At 67.5% G+C, this 18,100-nt stretch carries 17 protein-coding genes; 8 read left to right on the top strand and 9 right to left on the bottom strand.

Going from position 1 to position 18,100, the window contains the following annotated elements; translation table 11 throughout:
- Window positions 1-142 precede the first annotated feature (142 nt).
- The 4 genes from BLS34_RS07190 to BLS34_RS07170 all read left to right on the top strand — a co-directional run bounded on the left by BLS34_RS07190 (window position 143) and on the right by BLS34_RS07170 (window position 3,942).
- Window positions 143-997, top strand: a complete 855-nt coding sequence (locus BLS34_RS07190; RefSeq protein ID WP_093149217.1) for a hypothetical protein — start codon at window positions 143-145, stop codon at window positions 995-997.
- 8 nt (window positions 998-1,005) lie between these two features.
- Window positions 1,006-2,136: a hypothetical protein gene (locus tag BLS34_RS07185; RefSeq protein WP_093149215.1), complete on the top strand. Its 1,131-nt coding sequence runs from the start codon at window positions 1,006-1,008 to the stop codon at window positions 2,134-2,136.
- Window positions 2,137-2,144: 8 nt separating this feature from the next.
- Window positions 2,145-2,864 (top strand): hypothetical protein, encoded by a 720-nt coding sequence (locus BLS34_RS07180; protein WP_139189139.1) that lies wholly within the window; start codon window positions 2,145-2,147, stop codon window positions 2,862-2,864.
- Window positions 2,865-3,126: 262 nt separating this feature from the next.
- Window positions 3,127-3,942: a DNA adenine methylase gene (locus tag BLS34_RS07170; RefSeq protein ID WP_093149210.1), complete on the top strand. Its 816-nt coding sequence runs from the start codon at window positions 3,127-3,129 to the stop codon at window positions 3,940-3,942.
- A 384-nt stretch (window positions 3,943-4,326) separates the two neighbouring features.
- Here the strand turns inward: BLS34_RS07170 and BLS34_RS07160 are convergent, their stop codons facing one another.
- The 4 genes from BLS34_RS07160 to BLS34_RS07145 are packed head-to-tail and all read right to left on the bottom strand — an operon-like array spanning window position 4,327 to window position 7,829.
- A complete protein-coding gene (locus tag BLS34_RS07160) occupies window positions 4,327-5,103 on the bottom strand; it encodes an oxidoreductase (protein WP_093149205.1) in 777 nt (258 codons plus the stop codon).
- On the bottom strand, window positions 5,103-5,897 hold the full coding sequence (locus BLS34_RS07155; RefSeq protein WP_093149203.1) for a 2-keto-4-pentenoate hydratase: 795 nt from the start codon (window positions 5,895-5,897) through the stop codon (window positions 5,103-5,105). The genes BLS34_RS07160 and BLS34_RS07155 overlap by 1 nt, the downstream gene beginning before the upstream one ends.
- Window positions 5,894-7,129 (bottom strand): M20 family metallo-hydrolase, encoded by a 1,236-nt coding sequence (locus BLS34_RS07150; protein ID WP_093149200.1) that lies wholly within the window; start codon window positions 7,127-7,129, stop codon window positions 5,894-5,896. Before BLS34_RS07150 ends, BLS34_RS07155 begins: the two co-directional genes overlap by 4 nt.
- A gap of 28 nt (window positions 7,130-7,157) precedes the next feature.
- Entirely contained in the window at window positions 7,158-7,829 is a 672-nt protein-coding gene (locus BLS34_RS07145) for a methyltransferase (RefSeq protein ID WP_093149198.1), read from the bottom strand.
- 127 nt (window positions 7,830-7,956) lie between these two features.
- Here BLS34_RS07145 and BLS34_RS07140 point away from each other — a divergent pair, with 127 nt between their 5' ends.
- Entirely contained in the window at window positions 7,957-9,168 is a 1,212-nt protein-coding gene (locus BLS34_RS07140; protein WP_093149195.1) for an MFS transporter, read from the top strand.
- Between the two features lie 149 nt (window positions 9,169-9,317).
- Here the strand turns inward: BLS34_RS07140 and BLS34_RS07135 are convergent, their stop codons facing one another.
- The 3 genes from BLS34_RS07135 to BLS34_RS07125 are packed head-to-tail and all read right to left on the bottom strand — an operon-like array spanning window position 9,318 to window position 12,665.
- Entirely contained in the window at window positions 9,318-10,115 is a 798-nt protein-coding gene (locus BLS34_RS07135) for an enoyl-CoA hydratase-related protein (RefSeq protein ID WP_093149193.1), read from the bottom strand.
- A 2-nt stretch (window positions 10,116-10,117) separates the two neighbouring features.
- Window positions 10,118-11,086 carry an alpha/beta hydrolase fold domain-containing protein gene (locus BLS34_RS07130; RefSeq protein WP_093149191.1) on the bottom strand — a complete coding sequence of 323 codons (969 nt, stop codon included), beginning with the start codon at window positions 11,084-11,086 and terminating at the stop codon, window positions 10,118-10,120.
- Between the two features lie 28 nt (window positions 11,087-11,114).
- On the bottom strand, window positions 11,115-12,665 hold the full coding sequence (locus tag BLS34_RS07125; RefSeq protein ID WP_093149189.1) for an alkaline phosphatase family protein: 1,551 nt from the start codon (window positions 12,663-12,665) through the stop codon (window positions 11,115-11,117).
- A gap of 219 nt (window positions 12,666-12,884) precedes the next feature.
- Here BLS34_RS07125 and BLS34_RS07120 point away from each other — a divergent pair, with 219 nt between their 5' ends.
- Both BLS34_RS07120 and BLS34_RS07115 read left to right on the top strand, forming a co-directional pair.
- Window positions 12,885-14,009 (top strand): DUF2817 domain-containing protein, encoded by a 1,125-nt coding sequence (locus BLS34_RS07120; protein WP_245701932.1) that lies wholly within the window; start codon window positions 12,885-12,887, stop codon window positions 14,007-14,009.
- A 95-nt stretch (window positions 14,010-14,104) separates the two neighbouring features.
- A complete protein-coding gene (locus tag BLS34_RS07115) occupies window positions 14,105-14,959 on the top strand; it encodes an N-formylglutamate amidohydrolase (RefSeq protein ID WP_093149188.1) in 855 nt (284 codons plus the stop codon).
- A gap of 339 nt (window positions 14,960-15,298) precedes the next feature.
- On the opposite strand, the gene BLS34_RS07110 is transcribed toward BLS34_RS07115, so the two are convergent.
- Complete coding sequence (locus tag BLS34_RS07110) at window positions 15,299-16,582, bottom strand: NAD(P)/FAD-dependent oxidoreductase (RefSeq protein WP_093149186.1); 1,284 nt, start codon at window positions 16,580-16,582, stop codon at window positions 15,299-15,301.
- Entirely contained in the window at window positions 16,579-17,529 is a 951-nt protein-coding gene (locus BLS34_RS07105; protein WP_093149184.1) for a 3-hydroxyacyl-CoA dehydrogenase NAD-binding domain-containing protein, read from the bottom strand. The genes BLS34_RS07110 and BLS34_RS07105 overlap by 4 nt, the downstream gene beginning before the upstream one ends.
- A gap of 117 nt (window positions 17,530-17,646) precedes the next feature.
- Here BLS34_RS07105 and BLS34_RS07100 point away from each other — a divergent pair, with 117 nt between their 5' ends.
- A complete protein-coding gene (locus BLS34_RS07100) occupies window positions 17,647-18,096 on the top strand; it encodes a DUF4174 domain-containing protein (RefSeq protein WP_093149182.1) in 450 nt (149 codons plus the stop codon).
- Window positions 18,097-18,100: the final 4 nt, after the last annotated feature.

Here is an 18,100-nt window from a genome sequence, read left to right as displayed (position 1 = left end):
CTTCTCGCGGATCCCGGCATCGGCAAGGCCCAGGTCCGGCTGCGGTATTCGGCCGACAACATCGACCGCGTGATGATCGTCATGGGCGCCCAGCCAGGGCGGCCGAGCGGCGGTCAGCTCACCTTGCGAGTGTGGGGCTGAGATGACGACAGGCCGTATCCTTCTCGACAACCTGGCGCTCGACGCCACACTGTCCGGCGGCAGCTGGGGCGGCACGCTCGACAACGTGCTCGATCCCCGCATCACCTCCAAGCCGGCGCGCTGTGCCGATCCGTCGGACCTGGAGGCGAGCCAGTTCCTGATCACGTTCGACGACAAGGTGCTGCTCACCGGCCTGCTGCTGGGCGGCCATACTGCCCTGCTGGACAGCCGCTACCAGATCACCTGCTACGAGGGTGAGACCGAGCTGCTGCAGCTCGAATGGCGCGACGTATTCGGGCGGCTCTACGACACCGAGCAGCTGCCGTTCGAGCAGGGCAACTGGTACACGGGCAAGCCGCGCCTGAAGGACATCCAGGGCTATGCGCGCCATCTGCCGGTGCGTTTTCCGACCTCGGTGGCGCCCGACAGCATCCTGGTCGAGCTGGACGTGCGCGACGTCGCCGACGCCAGCGAGGATTTTGACCTCGGGTATGTGATGGCAGTCGCCGCCTTGGCGCCTCTCTGGAACTACGACTGGGGCCGCGAGCTGGGGATCAGCCGGCGCACTCAGGAAGAGGTCACCGTCGGCGGCCGGGTGATCAAGTCGCGGCGCACCAACGCGCGCGAGCACGTCGTCAGCTTCCCGTCGCTGACCAAGACCGAGGCCATGGCGATCTACGACCGCGCCATGCTCGATGACGATCACCCGATCGTCTTCGATCCCGATCCGAGCGACCTGGTCCACGAGTTTCGCGAGGTGTTCCCGGCGGTCATGTCGGTCGTCAGCGCACCGCGTCAGGTGGACGAGACGGGCGACTGGTCGATCACGCTGCGCTTCACCGAGATGCAGGGATAGGAGGCACCATGCCCATCGACTTTGCGACTGCGATCAGCCGGCTCCTGGCCGGGTATTGGAACGCCGAGTCACAGACCGACGCCAATCCGGGCGGTTTCGGGAACAACGGCCACAAGGAGAACCTGCCGGCGCTGGCCGAGGCTCTGGGCGTGGTCGGCAGCGACGTGGCCACCAAGGCCGGTGCTGCCAGCGGTTCGGCCGATGACGCGGCCGGTTACGCGTCGACAGCCTCCGACGCTGCCGACGCGGCGGGCATTTCAGCGGGTACTGCAGCCGGTGCGGCGACGGCAGCGGCCTATGCGGCCGATGCGGCAGCGGCCTCTGCGGCCGGTCTGAATATGCCGGCGGTCTCTGGCCCCGACGCGCTCAAGTACCTGCGCGTCAACTCGGAGGGGGATGGGTTCGAGGTCGGCGCTGGCGTCGCCAGCGAGGAAGAGGCCGAGGCTGGCACCGATACGCTCAAGCTGATGACACCGCAGCGTGTCGCGCAGGCGATTGCGGCGTTGGTCACCGGCTTGACGGTAGCCAAGGGCGGAACCGGGGCGGCCACCTTTACAGACGGCGGCGTCCTTGTCGGCAACGGAACCGGTGCGGTCCAAGCGACCAGCGCCGGGACGTCTGGTCAGGTGTTGACCTCGAATGGCGCCGGGGTTGATCCGACATTCGAGGATGTCGGGGGCGGCTTCACCTCAGCGACGAAGCAGACGGCAAGTTCCGCCTTTTCCATAGACTTCAGCGGCATCCCGTCCGGGGTTTCGGTGATTGTGCTGCAATTCGATACTCTCACAGTCACAGGTGGAGGCGATCTGAGGGTAACAATTGGCGATAGCGGCGGTTTAGAAGCAAGCGGTTATAGGGCCACTTCCATTTATATTAGAACGACGACCGGTGTGATCGTGTCGACAAGCGCCTTTGATCTGAATGTGGGCGTTGCCGCCGCCGAGTTTCACGGACATTTAATCCTGACCAATGTTTCGGGAAATTCATGGGTGGCGACGCACCTGGGGAGCCTTGGCGCTGGAACACAATATGTGATCGCGGGCGGGGGTCATAAGACGCTCAGCGGCACTTTGGACCGCCTCAGAGTAGAGGTTACCGCCGGAAATATGTCAGGCGATCTCAACATCAAATATCAGTGAGGTTCATGATGAGTTACGTCGCAATTGTCGCTTGGGACGAGAACAACCGGATCACCAAGTTCCAGGACTTCGATACCCTCCAGGCTGCGCAAGATCACGCCGACGCGGTCTCCAGTTCATGGCCTGGAGCATTCGCCGCAGAAAAGCCGGAGGGCCCCGTCTCTGAATGGCTGGTCGACGGCGAGGAGGGAACGGTTTCAAGATCACTGGATGCAGGGCAGATCCAGGCCGAGGCAATAGAGCTGATTGCGCGCGTGAAGTCCGAGGCTGAAGGCGCCAGCATGGCGTTCCTTACACCCGGCACGGCCAAATCACAGAAGTACACGGCGAAGAAAGCCGAGGCTGAAAGCTGGTCGAACGACACGTCGCCGCGCGATCTCACAAACTACCCATTTGCCTTACGTGAGGCGGCGGCGCTTGAAGGTATCGCGTTGTTTGAGCCGGAAACGGGCGACCTGGTGAGTGCTGCCGATCTGGCGGCGATGGAGGATGTGACGGAAGCTCTGGTTGGCGCGGTAATCGCGATCTACCAGGCCACAAGCGCGGCGTATGTCGGCATCGGCTCCGCTATCGAAGGGCTTGAGCAAGATGCTACCGCCGCGATCAGCGCCGCGCGTGACGCCGCAGTCTCTGCTCTTGGCGAGAACCCGCCTGACACTGCTACGGCTGACGCGCAGATTTCAACTATGCGGTCCGCCGCTGCACTCAATTGGCCGACCCCAAGTTAACTGGCCGCGCCGCCGTCGATATGCCTTTGCCTCTCGGCGGCACGGTAGTCCTTGCTGCCATCGTGGCAACCGATCCGGACGCCGACTGTCTGCCTCAGGCGAGGGCGGTGGTCGTTCCTGAGTAAGTCACCCCCGCTAGGGCGGGGGACGGAGCGCGCCAACGCTCCGAGCCGCGGGATTGGGACCCGCACCGACCACCCGGCAGCCATGGCAGCCGGTCCCGCCCTCCCCGCAGGGAAGGTGAGCTTAGGAAGGTCCATCAATGGAGTCGACTCCGCGGCTGTTTGAGAATGAGGTTGATACTCTTCAGGGCCTGGCTCCCTGGCTGGGCGGCAAGCGCGCCCTGGCCAGGCGCGTGATCCGGGAGATACTGAGAATCCCCCACAAAGCCTACGCCGAGCCCTTCATTGGGATGGGCGGCATCTTCCTGCGCCGGCCTCAGCGCGCCCAAGCCGAGATCATCAACGACGCGAGCGGCGACGTGGTGAACCTGTTCCGGCTAGCCCAGCGGCATCCGAACGCCCTGGCCGAGGAGCTGGGCGGGATGCTGATGAGCCGGGCGGAGTTTGCGCGCCTGGCCAAGCTGGATCCGGAGCAGCTCACTGACATAGAGCGGGCAGCTCGGTTCCTCCTCCTCCAGTACGCAGGATTCGGAGGGAAAGCCACGGGGAGGACGTTCGGTGTTGATCCGTCCAGCTCGGCCAGGTTCCAGCCCGGCCGAGTGAAGAAGCTGCTCCAGCGGGTCCATGCGCGGCTCGAGGGCGTCGTGATTGAGAACCTGGACGCCGGGGCGTTTCTGGACCGCTACGACCGACCGTACACGCTGTTCTATTTAGATCCGCCGTATATCGGCTGCGAAGACGACTACGGCGCGGAGCTGTTCTCGGCGGCCGATCATCGTCGCATTGCGGATCACCTGGTCGGACTGCAGGGCGCTTTCGTGCTGTCGATCAACGACTGCCACCAGGCCCGCGAGCTGTTCGGTGGATTCCGCCTGATTGAGGTGGAGCTGTCCTACACGATCAATCCGCAATCGGCTGGCGTTCGCCGGCAAGAGCTGATCGTGAGCAACCGGTGACGAGGTCAGATCTGCCCGCTAGTCTGTCGGCACCATGCACAGCCGCGCCATACCCGAGGGGCCTCCGACGCTCCATCAACTGCTGACGGACAGCGAGGTGGAGCGTGTCCTGGTCTATTGCAACAACCGGAGCTGCGGGCACCACGGCAGCATACCGATCGCCACCTTGATCGAGGCGACGGCTGGAGACCTGCTATTTACGGAGCTGGTGGGCAAGCTGATGTGCAGCTCTTGCGGCGGCACCGATGTTGATCCCCGGCCGGACTATTCGACGCGATCGACCCCCGGCTTTGCGCGCGGTTGGTCTGCAGCGTGGTAGAGGGCAGATCGGCTCGGCGGTTATGGGCCATTGAAACGACGGTTAAACACCATGCTTCGACCAAATCATTTTGCTCTAAAACCTATTGTCCAGGACTCTAAAACCAAATGTCCGGCTACAGTCCGGATGGCATCAAGGCTCTCCCCCTCGGTCAGCCCACCCGCCAGTCCGTCGGTCGCGTTGATCTTCACCCCGACAGGGAAGCCGGATCCGACCGCCTCGCGCACCGCGTCGACCACCGCCAGCGGCAACCGCATGCGGTTCTCCAGACTGCCGCCCCAAAGATCACCGCGCCGGTTGAACAGGGGCGACAGGAACTGGCTGAGCAGGAAGCCATGGGCGGCGTGGACCTGCACGCCGGTGAAGCCCGCCGCCTTTGCGATCCGCGCGGTTTCCGCATAGCGCGCCGGCAGCGCCTCGATCTCCTGCACCGTCAGCGCGTCGCAGGTCAGGCCGTCCAGGGCCAATGCCGACGGACCGACGCGCCGCCCGACCCCGTCATGAGCCAGCGCCCCCGCATGGCCGAGCTGCGCCCAGAGATGGGCCCCGTCGCCGGTCGCCCCGTGGGTCACCTCGCGCAGCGCATCGATGTCGCTGTCCGCATGCAGCACCAGGTTCCCCGGGTTCTCCAGGGCATGCGGATCGCCCTGGACCTCGCCGACGATCGACAGGGCGAGCCCGCCCTCGGCCCATCGCCGGTACAGCGCCGCCTGTTCCGGCGTGGCCTCGCCGGTGCCGCTGCCCAGGCTGTCGGACATGGCGGACTTGGCGATCCGGCACCGCAGGACCGCGCCGCAGCGCAGTGTCAGGGGATCGGCGAGCGCGGCGGCGCTTTCCGCCATCAGGTGAAGCGCACCCGCGCTTCGCCCAGATGCTCGAAGCGGATCAGCACCTCGGCCGGTTCGGTGAAATGGATCGTCTTGACCACGCTGCCGAGCATGACGAACTCCCCGGCCTGCAGCGGCCGGCCGAGAGCGACCCGGTGATTGGCGAGCCAGGCGAGCGCGTTCATCGGATGGCCGAGGATGTCGCGCCCACGGCCGGAGCCGGCGCGCACCTTGTCGACGAACATCTCGCCTACGATCGCATCCAGGTCGAGGCCCCGCCAGTTCTTCAACGGATCGCCGAGCACCACGCCCGCATTGAAGAAATCGTCGGCGATCAGCACCGGCGCGGAGAAGGACGGGAAGTGGGTGTACCGGTCGTCGACGATCTCGATCCCCGGCATCAGGGCCTCGACAGCGGGAGCGACGCCGTCGCGGTCATAGGGCGCGCCGGTATCGGGAAGGTCCGCGCCGAGCCGTGCGGCGATCTCGCATTCCACCCCGACCCGGTGGAACCGCGACAGCGGCAGGGTGGCCATGTGCTCGGACACGGTCGAGCCGAAGACCTCACCGGCGCAGGGATGGTCGATCTTCAAGTAGGCCTGCATGACCGAGGTGGTGCAGCCGATCTTGTGGCCGGTACGCGGGCCGAAGCCCGCCGCCTCCAGCCGGTCGTGGACCAGGGCCTGGACGGCATAGCCGTCCTCGACGCTGTCCGGCTCCAGCTCGGCCGGCGGCAGCGGTGTCGCCGCCCCGCCGGTGCGTGCCTTGACCAGATGGTCGGCGAGGTCGGCCTGACGGTCCGGGTTCATCCGTTGCGCCGCTCCTGCAGGATGCTGGAGGCCGCGTCCGCCAGCACCTGGCAGCCGATGGCGATGTCGCCGCGATCGCTGTCCTCGGCGAAGTCGTGGCTGATGCCGCCGATCGACGGGATGAACAGCATGGCGCAGGGCAGCTTGGCGGTGATCACCATCGGGTCGTGACCGGCGGCCGAGGGCATGGACTGCCACTTGCCCGGTACGGTGGCCTCGGCGGCGGCGGCGATGTGCTTCTGGAAGCCGTCGTCCATCATCGACGGGCGCACCGGCAGGCGCGAGCGGGTGTATTCCACCCGGGCCTTGCCGCGGCTGTTGATGTCGTCGGCGATGGCGGCGGCGATCTCCTCGAACCGGTCGAGGATGCTCTCGTCCTGGTCGCGGAACTGCAGGTCGAGTTCGGCATAGCCCGGGACGATGGAGGCCGCCCCCGGCTGCACCACCGCGCGGCCCATGGTCCAGACCGTGCGCTCGCCGGCGACCGCCGGAAACTCCTGGTTCACCCGGTAGGCCAGCTCGTACAGGGCAGTCGCGGCGTCCTTGCGGCGGGCCATCGTGGTGGTGCCGGCGTGGTTCTGCTCGCCGTGGAACTTGAAGCGCATGGCGCGGATGCCGACGATGGCGGTGACCACGCCCACATGCTGCTGGGCCTCCTCCAGATAGGCGCCCTGCTCGATATGCGCCTCCAGATAGCCCAGGTAGCGGTTCTCCTCCATGGTCAGGCGCGGCACGTCGGTCAGGCCAGCGGCGGCGATCGCGTCGGTCAGCTTGGTACCGTCGCGGCCGGTGGCCGCCTTCTCCGCCTCGGGATCGAGCACACCGCACCAGGACCGGCTACCCAGGCATCCCAGGAACGAGCCCTCCTCGTCCTGCCAGGACACCACGTCGACGGCGAGGTTCGCGGTCTCCGGATCCTCGGACAGGGCGCGGGCGATCTCCAGGCCGTAGACCACGCCGAGCGCGCCGTCGAGCCAGCCACCGCGGGGCTGGGTGTCGGAATGGCTGCCGATCAGCAGGACCGGCCCCGGCTTCGAGGTCTTGCCGAGAACATTGCCGACACCGTCGATGGTCGCCTCCAGCCCGGCCTCCTCGAAGCGCTTCTTCAGCCAGCGCCGGGCCTCCATGTCTTTCTCGCTGAGCGCGGTCCGGATCACGCCCGTCTCTACACCGCCGATGGTGCGCAGGTGGTCCAGGTCGGCGAGCAGGCGCTCGGCATTGATCTTCGGCATGGGGTCCTCCAAGTGGGTAAAGCCCAGCCTAACGCGCCACATCCGCGGGCGTCACGACAGAGAATGCGGATGGGTACGGCGCGCCGCTGCGGTGCACCACGTAGCGGTAATACATCGTGGCGCCGGTGGTCGAAAGACGGATCGCCTCATCCGCCTCCCGGTCGCGCAGGGAGAAGGCATGGGACACGACCACCGCCCCGTCCGGCAACTCGTTCAGCTTGGCGGATAGCACCTTCATGGCGCCGATCATCAGGTAGCAGGTCACGGCCCGATACGTGGACAGATCGGCACGCAGGAAGTTTGCGCGGCGGTATTCAAGGTTCGCCCGGGGGGTGATCTTAAGACGCAGGCACGAGAACCAGTAGGGGATCGGCGACAGTTCGTAGCCGACGACCTGGTTCTGCGGGTAGCGGTCGGCCAGCACTTCTGCCAGCGCGCCCCAGCCGGAGCCGAGATCGGCGATATCCCCGTCGATCGTCTCCGGCAGGAGAGAGAGCAGCGCCTCCCGTGCCGCTCGGCCGGAGGATTGCGGCGGCACACCTGTGCGCAGGGCATAGAACAGGATCAGCAGCGTTCCAGCGAGGACAGCGGTCAGCAGGGCGGTCTCGATCAGCGACAGGCTGATCGCCCTCGCGAGGGTGCCGAGCCAGGTCGTGTAGAACCAATCTGCCAAATTGTGGGCCCCGTTGAGTGTCGCCATTTCCGCCGCTTCGTTCTAGGCCGCTCATCGCGGACTGTCGACGCCTCGCCCCAAGGCGGATCGGTAGGTTGGCCGACCAAAATCCCATGCTAATCTCGGTAACCGAAACGCAACTCCGTCCAAGACCGTGTCCCTCGCCGAACGCCTCACCGGGCTCAGCGCCCGCGACAACACCCCCATCGCCATTGTCGGGCTTGGCCACGGCGCGACCCATTGGGTGGCCGCGACCTTCTATCTTCTGCTGCCCAGCCTCTCCACGGCTCTCGGCCTCGACTACGCGGCGACGGGGCTGCTGGTGTCGGTGCTGCATGTCAGCGCCTTCGTCGCCAATTTCGGCTCCGGCCCGCTGACCGACATGACCGGACGGCGGGTGGCGTTGCAGGTCGCATCGCTGCTGATGGGAGCGGCGGCCCTGGCGCTGCTCGGGTTCGCCGGCGGGCTGCTGGCGGTGGCGGCCCTGGTCGCGGTGATCGGCGCCTCGAACAATCTCTGGCATCCGCCGGCGATCAGCTATCTTTCCGCCCGCTTCCCGGGGCAGCGCGGTTGGGCGCTGTCGGTGCATGCGCTCGGCGCCGGCCTGGGCGACGCGGTGGCGCCGCTCGCCGCCGGCGCGATGCTGGCCGCCCTGACCTGGGAGGGCGTGGCGCTGTATTCCTGCCTGCCGGTCCTGGCGGTGGCGGCGGCGCTGGCGATGTTCCTCGGCAGAGCGCCGGCTGCCAGCCATGGCGACGCCGGCAAGGGCGTCGATTTCGGCCAGTATCTCGCCGGCATCGCGGCCGTGGTGAAGGACCGGGCGGTGCTCGGCCTGTGCCTGATGTCGGCGTTCCGGGCGATGACCCAGAACGGCCTGCTGGTCTTCCTGCCGCTCTATCTGGCCCACGAGATGAAGGTCTCGCCGCTGATGATGGGCGTGGCGCTGGCAGCCCTGCAGGTGGGTGGGCTGATCGCCACGCCGATCGCCGGCCGGCTGTCCGACCGGGTCGGCCGCCGCCAGGTGGTGCTGGCCGGGCTCGGCGTGTCGACGCTGGCGATCGCGGCGCTGACCCTGCTGGGCAACGAGCTGTCCTTCATCGCCGGCGTGTCGGTGCTGGGCTTCGCGCTCTACGCGATCCGGCCGGTGGTGCATTCCTGGATGATGGACCTGACGCCCTCGCACCTGGGCGGCTCGGCCACCAGCCTGATGTTCGGCGCGCAGACAGGGTTATCGATCCTGGCGCCGGTGGTCGGCGGGATCGTCGCCGACGCCTATGGGCTGGTGGTGACTTTCTACGTGCTGGCGGCGAGCATGCTGGTGACCAACCTGATCGCCTGGAGCCTGCCGAACGCGAAGCGGGCGTAGGGCGCTGTCATAGCCTCTTTCCGTCTCCTCGGCCCTGCGCCGGGGCCTAGAGAAACGCGCGCCGGAGCGGTGACGCACATTCTTCACCGCTCCAGCACACCGATGTCCGGATCCCGGGGCAAGCCCGGGAAGACGGTTGAGTAAAAGGGTTAGGTCGCATCCCCCGGGTACCAGCTCGGCGGGCGCTTCTCCAGGAAGCTGGCGAGCCCCTCCTTCGCCTCGTCGCTCTGGCGCTTGAGCGCGTGTTCCTCCACCAGCTCGGTGAAATGCGATCCGGAGAGATCCAGCCCCGCCTCCACCAGCGCCCGGCGCTTGGTCTGGGCCAGGGCCTCCGGCGCGCTCATCAGCAGGTTGTCGATCACCGGGGCCGCCGCCTCCTCCAGCCCGCCCTCGGCGCAGACCTGATGCACCAGGCCCATCTCCTTGGCCTCCCGGGCGCCGAAGCGCTCGCAGGTCAGGGCGTAGCGCCGCACGTTGCGCACGCCCATGGCGGCGTTCAGATGCGGCACGATGATCCCGGCCATCACGCCCCAGCGCGCCTCGGTGATGGCGAAGATCGCGTCCTCGCTGGCTATCACGATATCGGCCGCCGCCGCGATCCCCGTCCCGCCGCCGAAGCAGCCGCCATGGATCAGGGCGATGGTCGGTTTCGGGAACTCGGTCAGACCCTGGATCGCACTGGCGGTGCGCCGGGAGACCTCGATGTTCTCCAGCGGGCTGAGCTGGCCCATCTCCTTCAGCCAGGACAGGTCCGCCCCGGCCTGGAAATGCTTGCCGTTGCCGCGGATGACCACCACCCGCACGGCCGGATCGGCGGCAAGGCTTTCCATGCCGGCGATCAGCGCATTGATCACCTCGCCGTTATAGGCGTTGTTCCGCTCCGGCCGGTTCAAGGTGACCGTCGCCACACCGCGCGCGTCGACGGAACAGAGAACCACGTCAGTCATCGTCACTTTCCTCCCAGGGCGCCGGCCAGTTGCTTGCCCAGCCCGGCGATCAGTTGTCGTGCCTTGCCGACCATCCGGATCTGCGTCATGCAGCCGTGGATGATGCCGGCGTGTTCGGTGTGATGGGCCTCCACCCCGGCGGCCTTGAGCTTCTCGTAGAACCGGCGGGTGTCGTCGCGTAGCACGTCGACCCCGGCGGAGTGCAGGAAGCAGGGCGGGAAGCCGGTCACGTCAGCCTTCATCGGCACCGCGCGCGGGTCGTCATGGTCGGCCGGACCGTTCAGGTAATGGCCGAAATAGTTCTTCATATCTGCGGCGCTCAGGAACCAGTCGCCGCCGCCGAAGATCCGGTAGCTGTCGGTCTCGAAATCGTCGCCGAACACGCCATAGATCAGGCCGAGCGCCTTGACCGGCGAGACACCACGCTGGCGCAGGGCCACTTCGGCCCCGGCCGCCAGGTTGCCGCCGGCGCTGTCGCCGGACAGGGCGATGCGCGTCGGATCGACCGACCAGTCCGCGCCGGAACGGGTGATGAAATCGACCACCGCCACGGTCTCCTCGATGGCCGCCGGGAACTTGTTCTCCGGCGCCAGGCTGTAGTCGACGGCGGCGACAACGCAGCCGGATTCCAGCGCCAGCAGGTGCATGCCCGCCGCATGGGTCTCCAGCGAGCCGACCACCCAGCCGCCACCGTGCAGATAGACGATGACCGGGAGGTTGGTCGCCTCGCTCGGATAGAGCAGACGGACCGGGATGTCGCCGGTCGGACCCGGCACCGTGGTGTTGACGATCTTCGCCACCTCCGGGCGCACCTCGTTCCACCATTTGCGGTCCAGCTCGGAGCGCTCGCGGGCCTGAACCGGCGTCAGCTTGGAGCGGTCGGTCGCCAGCCCGTGTTCGACGACGATCTCCTGGGCGCGGGCGATCGCCTGCCTCATGTCCGGATCGACCCAGATCTGGTCCTCGGCCAAATCTCCCTCCTCAACCAGTGTTTTCGTTTTACCACTGCCCCCGGTCGGGGGAACGGTGCAGCGGTCCGCCGGGGGCCGTCAGGTCCCAGCCGGTCAGGGTGCGGTCCTGGTGGACCGCCCGCCAGGACAGCATACGCTCGGCATACATCGCCCGGATATCCCGATAGTCCTCGTCGTCGGCCCGGTTGTCGAGTTCGTGCGGATCACGGCCGAGGTCGAACAGCAGCGGCGGCAGGCCGGAGAAGTGGACGTATTTGTAGCGGTCGTCGCGGATCGTGGTGAGCTGGCACGCGTCCAGCGGCAGGCCCAGTGCGCGCTCCGCCTCGCCGCTGGCGGTCTCGCGGAAATCGAACTCCCAATGGGCGGCGTTGCGCCAGGTGTCGGGCATCTCGCCATGCAGGAAGGGCAGCAGGGAGCGGCCGTTCATCGCCGGCGGCCGGGCCACGCCGATCGCCTGCATGATGGTGGGCGCCACGTCCACCGCCTCGGTGATGATGTCGACCCGGCCGAACACCGGCGAGCCGGCGGGTTTGACGATGAGCGGGATGCGGTAGGCGCCGTCGAACCACCCGAGCTTGCCGAACAGGTGGTGGTCGCCGAGCAGCTCGCCGTGGTCGCTGGTGACGACGATCAGCGTGTCGTCATAGGTGCCGCGCTCCTTCAGGAAGGCCATCAGCCGGCCGACCTGGGCGTCGACCTCGGCGATCATGCCGTAATAGACCGCGCGGATGGTGCGTACCGAATCGTCGTCCAGATCGGCGACCAGGCCCGGCGCCTCGTAGACGAAGCTGGAGAGTGCGGTGCGTTCCATCGCGTAGCGCAGATAGGGGTGCATCGCCGCCTGGTCGGCCCGGCTCGCCGCCCGTATCGGCAGGGCGACGTCGGCCGGAGCGACCATTGTGTTGTAGGGCTCGGGCACCACGAAGGGCGGGTGCGGGCGCAGGTGGCTGACATGCAGGAACCACGGGTCGCTCCCGTCGCGGTCCCGCAGGTGCTCGATCACCCGTCCGGTGAGGAAGGCGGTCTCGGTCTCCTCGGCACCAAAAGCGGGCGGCTCCGCATGAGCGCCGGTGGGCGGCAGGTCGCCGCCGTTCGGCCGCCAGATCCGCTTCGGCTCGTCGCCGGGGTCGGTGCCACGGCCGGCCAGCCATTGCCGCCACAGCGTCCCGTCCTCGCCCAGCGGCGTATGCACGGCGAAGTCCGGCGCGACGCCCTCATAGATGCGCATGCGCGGGCTGGTGGGCGAGATCGCGCGCGGATCGGCACTCTGGTCGGTATAGCCGAACAGCATCGGGTCGTAGCCGACCTTGCGCGCCTCGGTGGCCAGCGTCGGGTGGCGGCGGTCCAGCGGCGTGCCGTTGCGCAGCACCCGGTGGTTCATCTGGTAAAGCCCCGTCAGCAGCGAGGCGCGTCCGGGCGAGCATGGCGCGCACTGGGCCCAGTGGTCGGTGAACAGCACCCCGTCGCCGGCCAGTGCGTCCAGGTGCGGCGTTCGCACGTTGGGATGGCCGAGCGCGGAGAGGCAGTCGCCCCGGAATTGGTCCAGCGTGATCAGCAGAACGTTGGGACGGAGGCTCATCGACCGGGCCGAATGTGGGAGACGGGGCGGAACCATGACGGTCGGCCCGGTCCGGCGCAACCGGGCTCGCAGGGTGTCGCGGAAATGTCATGGGGGTTTGGAGTGACGTCTCCCCTCTCCTCGGTCTTCCCGGCCCTGCGCCGGGAAGACGGGGGTATTGAAGGACGATCCCGATTCCTTCCCCGCCCGCAGTCCGAGGATTGCCGCCGGCGCCCGGCGGTGCTAACCGCTTTGGCCATGGATCTGCTCACCTCCGTCGCCGGCAGCTTCGCCGAGACCTACGGCGAGGCCCGCGAGAAGTTTCTCGCCGCCCTCGCCGCCACCGGGACCGCCCCGCGCGTCTACGCCAACCCGAACACGGGTCCGACCGGCGAGGGTCTCGCCTGCGAGACCGCCTGGATCGGCCCCGAGGACGCGGCCAAGGTCTTCGTCGTGGTCAGCGCCACCCATGGCGTGGAGGGCTTCTGCGGCAGCGGCATCCAGATCGACTGGCTGGCCGACGAGGGCCCCGCCCGCCTGCCACAGAATACCGCCGTCCTGCTGATCCACGCGCTGAACTGCCACGGCTTCGCCTGGTGGCGCCGGGTGACCGAGGAGGGCTGCGACCTCAACCGCAACTTCATCGACTTCGCCAAGCCGGTTCCGGAGAACCCGGGCCATGACGCGCTGGTCGACGCCTTCGTGCCGGCCTCGCTCGACGCCGAGACCCTCGCGGCCGACGAGGAGCGGCTGGCCGCCTGGCGCAAGGAGCACGGCGAGCTCGCCTTCCAGTCCGCCCGCAAGGCCGGCCAGTACAAGCACGCCCATTCGGTGTTCTTCGGCGGTTTCGAAGAGACGTGGTCGCGCCGCACCCTGGCGACAATCTTCGACGACTACCGGCTGGGCGACCGGGCGGCGGTCAGCGTGGTCGACGTCCATACCGGGCTCGGCCCGTTCGGCTATGGCGAGCCGATCTGCGGCCATAAGCGCGGCACGGTCGGGCTGGAGCGGGTGCTGTCCATGTACGGCGATTCCACCGGCCTGCCGGCGGAGGGCCAGTCCTTCTCGATCCCGCTGCATGGCACCCAGCGCGAGTTCTGGGCGCCGCGGCTGGGCGATCGCTACACCTATGTCGCCCTGGAGTTCGGCACCTACAGCACCGAGCGCGGCCGCAAGGCCCTGCGCGCCGACCACTGGCTGCACAACCAGGGTGAGGTCGACTGGAACGACCCCAGGACCCGCGAGATCAAGAGGGAACTGCGCACCCAGTACTATCCGGCGACCGTCGACTGGAAGGAGATGGTGCTTTGGCGCGGCCGCCAGGTCATCCGCCAGACGCTGGAGGGGCTCGCGCGGTTTACCTGACCCACAACGGATCGACCGGCGGTCGCGGCTGGGTTGTAGGGCCTCGGCGCGGCGCGCTACAAACGGCTCCTGACAGACTCCCGCGGAGAACGGCGATGGCGAACACTGAAATCCCGGGCGTGGTCCGGCGCACCGACCCGATCGGCGAGCCGGCGCCTCTGGTCTTCGACAGCCCCCATACCGGCCTGCTGTTTCCCGACGATTTCAAGCCGACCATCCCGATGGACACCTGCGAGCGGGTGGCCGACTGGTTCGTGGAGGAGTTGTTCGGCGCCTGCACGACGCATGGGGCGATCCTGGTGGAAGCGCTGTTCCGCCGCGCCTATATCGACGCCAACCGGGATACCGCCGATCTCGACCTCTCCATGGTCGAGGGCGACTGGCCGCATCCGGTCGACGTCACCGAGAAGACCAGGCGAGGCGCGTCGCTGATCTGGAAGGTGATCGACGGCGAGACCGCGATCTACGGCGGTAAGCTGCCGGCCGAGCTGGTGCGCACCCGGATCGAGACCTACTGGCGGCCCTACCACGCCGCGCTGGCGCAGGCGCTGGACGAGACCTACGACCGGTTCGGCCGGGTCTACCACGTGGACTGCCACTCCATGCCGGAATGGGGCGACGCGCGCTGGGGCGACCAGGGCGAGCGCCGGGCCGATTTCATCGTCGGCACCCGCGACGGTACCACCGCCGGCGCGGCCTTCACCGAGGTAGTGGTGGAGAGCCTGCGGGCATCGGGCTATTCGGTCGGGGTCAACGACAAGTTCAAGGGCGTCGAGCTGATCAAGCGCTACTCCGACCCGTCCAAGCGCCGCGAGTCGCTGCAGATCGAGGTGAACCGCGGCATCTACATGGACGAGGCCGCGATCACCCGCAGCGAGCGCTTCGCCGGCACCAAGGCGGCGATCACCCGGATGATCGAGGAGCTGGAAACCTTCGCCCGGCTCGGGTGAGAGGCCGCCGGCCGCCTCCTCTCGTCTTCCCGGCCCTGCGCCGGGACCGAGGATGGGTATCGCCGGAGCGCCTGGGGTAAACGCCAAACGCTCTATCGCGCTGAGCCCTGGATCCCGGCTCGAGGCCGGGAAGACGGGGAAGGCAACAGCCTAGGACCGGCCGCGACCCTAACTCGAATATTTTATGGGCGAACCTACCGCCTCGGCCACCTCCCCGGCCTTGTGCCGGGGCAAGCCGTCAGCCCGCTTCACCGCCGGTGATCTTTCCCAAGCGTCCCATCACGTTGACCCGCTGCCCCGGCACAAGGCCGGGTGAGTGAGTGGCGGTTTAACGGCCGCTCAAAACCGCTCGATCCGATACGGCGTCATGTCGATGCCCGGGTCGCGGCCGGCGATCTGGTCGGCGATCAGCTCGCCCGTGCGGGCCGCCAGGGTCAGGCCGATATGGCTGTGGCCGAAGCCGTAGAACACGTTGGCCTGATCCGGCGACCGACCAATCACCGGCACGCTGTCCGGGGTCGACGGGCGGAAGCCGAGCCACTCCCGTGTCACCTCGTATTTCAGGCCCGGCAGTGCCTCCTCGGCCATCGGCAGCATCCGGTAGACCCGGCGGAAATCCGGCGGCGCGTCCACGCCGGCGAACTCCGCGCCAGTCGTCAGCCGTAGCCCGTCCTGCATCGGCGCCAGGACAAAACCGTAATCGCCGATCACCGTGGGCCGCCGCAGTTCCGGCCCCTCGGCCACGGTCAGGTTCAGGTGATAGCCGCGCTCGGTGTCCAGCGGCACCTTGCGGCCGAGCATGGCGCAGAGCTCGTGGCTGCGGGCGCCGGCGGCGATCACCACCGCGTCGCAGGGATGCATCGCCCGGTCGGTGACCACCTTCTCCACCCCGCCCGGCCCGATCTCGAACCGGCGCACCTTCTCAGAGACCCAGGTCCCTCCGAGCTCGCGGAACTTGGCGAAATAGGCTTCGGTCAGCTTGATCGACTGGCTGACGAAGGCGTTTTCCGGCTGGTTGTAGCCATGGGTGAACTTGCGGTTCAGGCCCGGCTCGAGCTGGCGGATCTCGTCGGCGTTGAGCTCGTCGAATTTCACCCCGCGCCGCGCCATCGTCTCGCGCTCGTCCCTGGTCTTGTCGTAGCTCTGCTGGCTCGAATAGACCTTCAGCCAGCCGACCGGCCGCACGATGTCATGGGCGCCGGCCAGTGCGATCAGCTTCTTATGCGCGACCAGACCGTCCTTGGAGATCGCCCGCAGGGAGTGGGAGATCTCCTCGACCCTCTTCGGCGTGCTGGCGGCCAGGAACTGCATCAGCCAGGGCAGCATCTTCGGCAGGTAGGACGGCCGGATGTTCAGCGGCGAGGCCGGATTGAGCAGCATCTTCGGCACCTGCTTCCAGTTCCCGGGGCTGCCCGTGGGATAGACGCTGCCGATGGCGATGGAGCCGGCATTGCCGAAGGACGTACCGGTGCCGGGGGCGGCCGGATCGACCAGTGTGACCGAATGCCCCTCGCGCTGCAGGATCAGCCCGGTGGCGACGCCGACGATGCCGGCGCCGACGACGACGATGCGTTTGGGAGGCGTGGATTTGGAGACGGTCGGGGCGGAAGCGGGCGTGGTCACGCGGCGGTCTCCTTCAACATCTTCAGCAGCGCGATCAGCCGTTCGTCGCGCTGGGCCTCCAGGTCGTCGATCGTGCGGTCGCCCATCTCGTCCTTGATGCCGGCGATGAGCTCCGCCTTCAGCTCGGGCGTCAGGGCGGGCGTCTTCTGCATGTCCTTCCACCAGCCCTCGATCGGCGGGCCGAACTGCTCCAGCATCGCCGCGTAACCGCCTTTGCCGCCGGTCAGGTTGAACACCATGTGCGGCCCCATCAGCGCCAGACGCAGGCCGGGTCCCTGGGCGATGGCGGCGTTGACGTCCTCCACGCTGGCCAGCCCCTCGGCCACCGCGTTGACCGCCTCGCGCCACAGCGCCGCCTGAAGCCTATTCGCCAGATGGCCGGGCACTTCCTTGTTCACGTAGATCGCGTGCTTGCCGATATGGCCGTAGAAGCCGTGCGCCCACTCCGCCGCCGCCCGGTCGGTCGCCTTGCCGAGCACCACTTCCACCAGCGGAATCAGATGCGGCGGGTTGAACGGATGGCCGACCACAAGGCGCTCGGCGAAACCGATCCCGTCCTGCAGGTCCGACAGGATCAGGCCCGAGGTCGAGGTCGCGACCACCGTGGTCGCCGGCACCGCGTTGTCGATGCGCCGGTACAGGTCTAGCTTGATGGGCGCGCGTTCCGGTGCGTTCTCCTGCACGAAATCGGCGTCGGAAACCGCGGTCGCCGGGTCGTCGACCATGGTCAGCGTGCCCTCCGACTCGACCGCGGTACCGATGGCCTTGAGCTGCGGGCGGGCGTTGTCGACGAAGGCCTGCAGCCGCTGCTTCCAGCCGTCGGCAGGGTCCCAGGCGGTCACGTCGTAACCGCGCGCCAGGAAATAGGCGGTCCAGCTGGCACCGATGGTCCCGGTGCCCAGAACGGCGATCCGCCGGACCTCCTCGAACGGCTTGTATGCGGCCATCGTTGTTCTCCCCCGGATTTTTTGGCTCAATGCCGACACCGAACCGCGGACAACAGACCTGGACGATATCGGCTTTGCGCCAATATCAGCACCGGCACACGGCAAAGGGAATGGGCGATGAACCGGAGGAAGATTTTGACGCTGGCGGGCGCCGGCCTGGTGGCCCTGGCGGCCCGACCGGCCCAGGCGGGCCTGCTCGACAAGTACCGCTGGAAGCGCCGTTTGCTGCTGGTCTTCGCGCCAGTCAAGCCGCATCCGAATCTGGTCGTCCAGCGGCAGCGCCTGAAGGATGCCGCGGCCGGGTTGAAGGAACGGGAGGTCACCATCATCGAGGTGGTGCAGGACTCGGTCTTCGTGGACGGCAAGCTCGCCATCGAGCTGAACGCCAAGAACCTGCGCAAGGAATTCGACACCACGATCGTCGAATTCAACGTGGTGCTGATCGGCAAGGACGGCGGTGAGAAGCTCCGCCGCGACGAGGCGGTCCAGGTCGAAGAGCTGTTCAAGACGATCGACGCCATGCCCATGCGCCAGCAGGAGATGCGGCAACGCGGCCAGAAGACCTGATCAA

Origin of the sequence: Thalassobaculum litoreum DSM 18839 (assembly GCF_900102465.1) — a bacterium.
GTDB classification, from domain to species: domain Bacteria; phylum Pseudomonadota; class Alphaproteobacteria; order Thalassobaculales; family Thalassobaculaceae; genus Thalassobaculum; species Thalassobaculum litoreum.
Note: the sequence above shows the minus strand (reverse complement) of the source record. Positions and strands in the feature narration are given on the sequence as shown.

Excerpts from the sequence above, each read along its gene's own strand:
- BLS34_RS07135 (WP_093149193.1), bottom strand. The coding sequence starts at position 10,115 with ATGACTGACGTGGTTCTCTGTTCCGTCGACGCGCGCGGTGTGGCGACG.
- BLS34_RS07150 (WP_093149200.1), bottom strand. The coding sequence starts at position 7,129 with ATGCCGAAGATCAATGCCGAGCGCCTGCTCGCCGACCTGGACCACCTG.
- BLS34_RS07155 (WP_093149203.1), bottom strand. The coding sequence starts at position 5,897 with ATGAACCCGGACCGTCAGGCCGACCTCGCCGACCATCTGGTCAAGGCA.
- BLS34_RS07125 (WP_093149189.1), bottom strand. The coding sequence starts at position 12,665 with ATGAGCCTCCGTCCCAACGTTCTGCTGATCACGCTGGACCAATTCCGG.
- BLS34_RS07170 (WP_093149210.1), top strand. The coding sequence starts at position 3,127 with ATGGAGTCGACTCCGCGGCTGTTTGAGAATGAGGTTGATACTCTTCAG.
- BLS34_RS07180 (WP_139189139.1), top strand. The coding sequence starts at position 2,145 with ATGAGTTACGTCGCAATTGTCGCTTGGGACGAGAACAACCGGATCACC.
- BLS34_RS07190 (WP_093149217.1), top strand. The coding sequence starts at position 143 with ATGACGACAGGCCGTATCCTTCTCGACAACCTGGCGCTCGACGCCACA.
- BLS34_RS07115 (WP_093149188.1), top strand. The coding sequence starts at position 14,105 with ATGGCGAACACTGAAATCCCGGGCGTGGTCCGGCGCACCGACCCGATC.
- BLS34_RS07145 (WP_093149198.1), bottom strand. The coding sequence starts at position 7,829 with ATGGCGACACTCAACGGGGCCCACAATTTGGCAGATTGGTTCTACACG.
- BLS34_RS07185 (WP_093149215.1), top strand. The coding sequence starts at position 1,006 with ATGCCCATCGACTTTGCGACTGCGATCAGCCGGCTCCTGGCCGGGTAT.
- BLS34_RS07160 (WP_093149205.1), bottom strand. The coding sequence starts at position 5,103 with ATGGCGGAAAGCGCCGCCGCGCTCGCCGATCCCCTGACACTGCGCTGC.
- BLS34_RS07100 (WP_093149182.1), top strand. The coding sequence starts at position 17,647 with ATGAACCGGAGGAAGATTTTGACGCTGGCGGGCGCCGGCCTGGTGGCC.
- BLS34_RS07105 (WP_093149184.1), bottom strand. The coding sequence starts at position 17,529 with ATGGCCGCATACAAGCCGTTCGAGGAGGTCCGGCGGATCGCCGTTCTG.